Origin of the sequence: uncultured Megasphaera sp. (genome assembly GCF_900539295.1) — a bacterium.
Lineage (GTDB): Bacteria > Bacillota > Negativicutes > Veillonellales > Megasphaeraceae > Megasphaera.
The window spans coordinates 1-4,154 of record NZ_UQBH01000047.1 but is presented as its reverse complement, the minus strand read 5'-3'; the positions used below and the strand labels follow the sequence as shown (position 1 = coordinate 4,154).

Here is a 4,154-nt window from a genome sequence, read left to right as displayed (position 1 = left end):
ATTCATTTTATTTTAAATATCTACGAGCACGAGCTCGCTAATAAAAAGGAGACTTTATCATGGAAAAAAACACGACATTAAAAGTAGGTTTGATTGGTACCGGGGCTATTGGCCGCACGCACATTGACCGCATCAATAACACCCTGCAGGGCGCCAAGGTCATCGCGGTATCCGATGCTTTTGCGGAATTCGGCAAACAAGTGGCTGCACAGTATGGCTGCCAATTTTTTGAAAAAGGGGAAGACCTGATCCATGATGCTAATATCGATGCCGTCATCGTCACCACGGCCGATCCCTACCATGCCCAATATGTAAAAGAATCCATTAAAGCCGGCAAATATGTATTCTGCGAAAAACCATTGGCACCGGAAGCGTCGGTCTGCAAAGAAATCGTCGATCTTGAAATGGCCGGCGGCAAACAATTGGTACAAGTCGGATTCATGCGCCGCTACGATTACGGCTATCAGCAGTTGAAGAAATATATTTCCGAAGGTACCTATGGCGAACCCCTCATGCTGCACTGTGCTCACCGCAATATGACGGTTGATGAAAACTACGATACACCCATGGCTGTTGAAAATTCTATGATCCATGAAATCGACGTACTGCGCTGGCTCTTAGGCGAAGACTATGCGACGGCAGAAGTCCGCTTCCCGAAAAAGACCCGTCACGCTCGTGAAAACCTGCAGGACCCACAGATCATGTATTTGACGACGAAATCCGGTGTCCGCATCGATGTCGAAGCCTTCGTCTGCTGCGGCTACGGCTACGACATTAAATGTGAAGTGTGCTGCGAAGACGGCATCATTTCCCTGCCGGAACCGTCCAATGCCATGATCCGTACCAATGCATCGCGGGTATATCCGATTTGTGAAGACTGGTCTGAACGGTTTGTCCAGGCCTATAATACGGAATTCCAGGAGTGGATCAATGCCTGCAAAGAAGGCCGCGTTGACGGCCCGACGGCTTGGGACGGCTATGCCGGCCAGGTGACGGCCGCTGCTGCCTCTAAAGCACGGGATACGCAGTCCATCGTGAACATTGATTTGCCGGAAACGCCGGATTTCTATAAAAAATAAAAGTAGGAATCGTGAAGAAACAGAAGACGTCTCGATTTTGCCTCTGCTTCTTCACGACCCCGATGTCGGATAAAAGGAAGGATGACATATGTGATGCAAGGTGAAACTATTGATGCTTCAAAAAAGAGATTTCTCTATTCTGTAATGATTACGGCCACCTTGGGCGGTCTGTTGTTTGGCTATGATACGGGCGTCGTAAACGGAGCCCTCCCGTATATGAAACAGCCGGACCAGCTCAATTTGACACCGGCCTTAGAAGGCTTTGTCGTTTCAGCCCTTCTCTTTGGTGCTGCTATCGGATCCATTGCCGGTGGCAGGATTGCTGATGCGTTCGGCCGCCGGAAAATGATTTTGGCATTGGCCGTTATCTTCTTCTGTGCCGCTATGGGATGTACCTTGGCTCCGTCCGTTTGGGTCATGATTCCCTGCCGCTTTATTTTAGGCTTAGCCGTCGGCGGCGCTTCTGTTGCCGTTCCTATCTATTTGGCGGAAGTCTCACCATCTAATAAACGAGGGCGGATGGTTACGCAAAATGAGCTGATGATCGTATCGGGCCAGTTTCTTGCATACGTCTGCAACGCCGTTTTAGGGACCCTCTTTGATGATACCGGCCATATTTGGCGGTATATGCTTTTCCTGGCAACTCTGCCGGCTATCGCCCTCTTCTTTGGGATGATGCGGATGCCGGAGTCACCGCGCTGGATGATTTTGAAGGGCTCCATCAGCGAGGCCTTGGACATATTGAAAAAATTGCGGTCCAGTGAAATCGAAGCCATTGCAGAATTGAATGAAATCGAAGATAATATAAAACAAGAGACTATTGTCAAACAGTATGGCTGGAAAGATTTAAGACGACCGTGGATTCTTCGCATCCTGCTCATCGGCATCGGCGTTGCTGTAGTAACGCGGTTTACGGGCGTCAATACGATCATGTTTTACGGCACACAAATTCTAACCGATGCCGGTTTTGGCCGTCAAACAGCCCTCATTGCTAACGTCGCTAACGGCTTGACTTCAGTTATCGCAACTTTTGTTGGCATTTGGTTGCTGGGGAAGATGGGCCGCCGCACCATGTTCTTGACCGGCCTCGGCGGGACGACGACGAGCCTGCTCCTCATCGCCCTGTCATCCATGTACCTGAGCGGGACGGCTATGCTGCCCTTTATCGTACTGGGTATGACCATCTTGTTCTTGGCCTTCATGCAGGGCTGCATTGCGCCGATTCTCTGGTTGGTCATTGCTGAAATATTCCCGCTCCGCCTGCGCGGGCTGGGAATGGGCGTCTGCATCTTTTTCTTGTGGATTTTCGATTTTTTGATCGGTTCGGTGTTCCCCGTACTACTCGATACGTGGGGCCTGTCGACAGCTTTCTTTGTCTTTGTCGTCAGTGGAATCGTAGGCATGGTGTTTGTCAAACTGTGCGTCCCTGAAACGAAAGGGAAATCGCTGGAAGAAATTGAAAAGTACTTCCGTTCGATTGACTCTAAAGGACAATCAACGGAAGAAAGTGAAAAATCTTTAGGCTCTGTATAACGGAGTGAGTCGAATACTAGGAGGAACGAATCATGAAATTATCTATTTGTACGGATGTTTTTGGGAAAATCCCCTTTACGGATATGCTCGATAAAGTAAAGGCCTATGGCCTTGACGCGATTGAATTGACGACCGGCGGCTGGGGCGGCTGCTTCTTCGTCCCGTCGGCAGAAGAATTGATTAAAAATCCGGAAAAATTAAGGTCTTTTAAAGAAGAAATCGATAAACGAGGGCTTACCATTTCGGCATTAAATTGTTCCGGCAATCCCTTGATTGACACGCCCATGGGCCATGCCCACAGCAAAACGATTCACGATACGGTGGTCTTGGCAGAACTTTTAGGCGTAAAGACCATTGTCACTATGTCCGGCCTTCCGGGAGGGGCACCTGGCGATAAGACGCCGAACTGGATTGCCTCCACTGTTTCCTGGCCGGAGTTTGACGGCAGTAAGTATATGGTAGAAGCCGTTACATATCAGTGGAAAGTGGCTAAAGAATGGTGGACAGAATTTGCGCAGTTCGCCAAAGACCATGGTATCGAAAAAATTGCCATCGAAGAATTTCCCTGCCAACTGGTCCATAATGTCCGGTCGCTGAATACCTTAGTAGAAGCTGTCGGGCCGGAACTGGGAAAACTAATCGGCATGAACTTAGACCCGTCTCATTTAATGATCCAAGGCGCCGATCCCATTGCAGCTGCACGGGCTTTAGGCGATAAAATATTTTATGTCCACGGCAAAGATGCCCGTATTGAACGGGGTCTGGCCGACGTAAACGGACTGCTTGAAAACCTGCCGGTTACGGAAACTAAGGACAGAACTTGGAATTACGTCGCCGTCGGCTGCGGGAAGGATTTACAGTGGTGGAAGGAATTCTTCTCCGTCGCTCATATGATGGGCTATGACGGCTTCGTTTCCTTAGAAATGGAAGACCTGACCATGAGTGTCGACGCCGGACTTAAGACATCTATCGATGCTTTAAAGGCGACAATCAGCCAATAAGGAGGATTTTTATGACAAAAGAAAATATGGCGAAAATCGAAGAAATTGCTTTTGAAATCATTTCCACGGCCGGTGATGGAAGAATTAAAGTGAAATTGGCCTTAAAGGAAGCCCGCCGCGGTAATTTTGGGGACGCTAAGGACCTGCTTAAAGAGGCCGACCAGTTCATCTTGAAAGCCCACGAAATACAGACCAATGAACTTTTGGGGCGCCAGGCACGCGGTGAGTTTTCAGAACCCTATTCACCGATTATAGCCCATGCACAGGACTACATCATGACGACCATGGATTTTAAAGAAGTGGCTGAAGAAATCGTAAACTTGTACGCGAAAATACTGGCCATTTAACGAAGGGGGAGATAATGCCATGAAAATTGCCTTTGACGTAGACGTATTAGCTAAACAGATGAGCATCAACGATATGGTGCATAAAGTCGCCGATTGGGGCTATAAGTATATCGAACAGTCTCCTCATCCGCGGATCAATCCCTTTTATAAGCACCCCCTCTTTTCGGAAGAATGCGAAGCGGAATACCGCAAGG

4 protein-coding genes and 1 pseudogene are annotated in these 4,154 nt (G+C 48.7%); all 5 read left to right on the top strand.

Going from position 1 to position 4,154, the window contains the following annotated elements; translation table 11 throughout:
- Positions 1-59 precede the first annotated feature (59 nt).
- Positions 60-1,079, top strand: coding sequence for a Gfo/Idh/MocA family protein (locus QZQ46_RS10545; RefSeq protein WP_296829801.1), 1,020 nt, complete (start codon positions 60-62; stop codon positions 1,077-1,079).
- A gap of 93 nt (positions 1,080-1,172) precedes the next feature.
- Positions 1,173-2,612, top strand: coding sequence for a sugar porter family MFS transporter (locus QZQ46_RS10540; RefSeq protein ID WP_296829803.1), 1,440 nt, complete (start codon positions 1,173-1,175; stop codon positions 2,610-2,612).
- 32 nt (positions 2,613-2,644) lie between these two features.
- Positions 2,645-3,613 carry a sugar phosphate isomerase/epimerase gene (locus tag QZQ46_RS10535; protein WP_296829798.1) on the top strand — a complete coding sequence of 323 codons (969 nt, stop codon included), beginning with the start codon at positions 2,645-2,647 and terminating at the stop codon, positions 3,611-3,613.
- An 11-nt stretch (positions 3,614-3,624) separates the two neighbouring features.
- Positions 3,625-3,960, top strand: a complete 336-nt coding sequence (locus QZQ46_RS10530; protein ID WP_296829795.1) for a PTS lactose/cellobiose transporter subunit IIA — start codon at positions 3,625-3,627, stop codon at positions 3,958-3,960.
- A 19-nt stretch (positions 3,961-3,979) separates the two neighbouring features.
- Positions 3,980-4,154, top strand: a pseudogene (locus QZQ46_RS10620) (sugar phosphate isomerase/epimerase); the annotation flags it as partial.